At 66.7% G+C, this 1,682-nt stretch carries 1 protein-coding gene; it reads right to left on the reverse strand.

Annotation, left to right across the window (positions count from 1 at the left end; genetic code table 11):
• Positions 1-308: 308 nt before the first annotated feature.
• The gene (locus tag AC3EN4_RS31740; RefSeq protein WP_435210217.1) at positions 309-1,436 is read right to left on the reverse strand and encodes an IS30 family transposase; all 1,128 of its coding nucleotides are present in this window, start codon (positions 1,434-1,436) and stop codon (positions 309-311) included.
• Between the last annotated feature and the right edge of the window lie 246 nt (positions 1,437-1,682).

Below are 1,682 nucleotides of genomic sequence, written 5' to 3' on the forward strand. Positions count from 1 at the left end.
CTTTGATCGCCCAGACGATCACGACTTGGTGAACACAGGCACGGACCACCCCGCGCCCCCACGCCCCCGCACCCCACGCCCCACGCCCCACGCCCCCACGCCCCCACGCCCCCACGCCCGCCGATCTTGCACTTTGGGTTGTCGATAGGAGTGGGATGCCCCGTATGTCGCAGCAGAAAGTGCAAGATCGGCGCGGGTGGGGTGAGCCACCGCCCGCAGCGTTGCGTCTCGGGCCTCCACGTCACCCCAGGGATCGCGCCCAAGATCGTGCTACATCCGTGAAGTAGTGGGATCACATCTCGGCGGTTTCAAGCGGCGGTTGCAACCAGGTGTTTGTGAAGTACCTCGGCTGGGTTCTGCCAGTCGAGGGTTTGGCGTGGTCGTCCGTTGAGTTCGCGGGCGACCGCGTCGAGGTCCTCTTGGCTCCAGGTGCGGAAATCGGTGCTGGAGCGGGGGAAGTACTGGCGCAGGAGACCGTTGGTGTTCTCGTTGCTGCCGCGTTGCCACGGTGAGTGGGGGTCGCAGAAGTAGACCTTGCAGTCGGTGGCCAGGGTGAACACGGGATGCTGGATCATCTCGATGCCCTGGTCCCACGTCAGGGTCTTGCGCAACTCGGCCGGCAGACGGCGCATCAGGCCGGTGAGGGTATCGATGACCTGTTCACTGACCCGCGATTCGGGCAACGCGCCGAGCATCACGTAACGGGTGGCCCGCTCCACCAGGGTGATGATCGCGCTGGAGCCTCGGACGCCGATGACCAGGTCACCCTCCCAGTGCCCCGGCACGGCCCGGTCCTCGACCTCAGCCGGGCGAGTCGAGATGTGAAAGTCCCGCACCCACGGCCGGCTTCCCCGCCCCGCGCTGGCCTGACGCGACTGCGCCCGGCGTAACGCCCGACCCGAGCGCAACGCGACCTGCCGGGCCAACTCCTGACGCAGCCCACCCCGGGCCTGAAAGTAGATCGCCTGGTAGATCGTCTCGTGTGACACCCACATCTCCGGCCTGTCAGGGAACTCCCGCCGCAGCGACCGGGCGATCTGCTGCGGCGAGTGCCGCTGACTCAGACGACCCTTGACCGTCTGCCACAACGACGGCCACGCCCGCCCCCACCTCGGACGCAGCTTGCCCTCACGAGGACGCCGCGCCCGCGCATCCGCCTTGCTCTGAGCGTTGCGGTGAGAGTACTTCCACCGATACACACCACCCCAACCCTTCGGATAACCCACCCCGGCCACATAACCCGGATCAGGCCCGAACGGATGCCGCTGACCCGCCGGCACCCGACCCCCGGTGCCACAGTGATTACGCGACAACTCCCGCCACACCGTCGACCGATGCCGTCCGATCACCTCCGCGATCTGCGGACAGCTCATCCCCTGACCGAACAACACCTCAATCTGCGCCCGCTCCACGGACGACAACCTCTGCCCCGGCATGACCCCTCATCCTGACGAGAATCCACCCCGTTGCAACAACCACTTGAACCCAAGCTCGATGGAGACCACTAGAACCAGGATCGAGCACGATCTTGCGCGGGACGGGCGCGAGACAGGCACGGATCGCCGGGCGCGCGACGCCTCGGCGATCCGGGTTCAGCAAAGCACCGAGGGCGCTCGGCCTGATGGCCGAGCGCCCTTCGAAAGTGTTGCGGTGCTACAGGTGTGCGGTGTTATCGGGTGACG

It is taken from the genome of Micromonospora sp. bgisy143 (genome assembly GCF_057708145.1).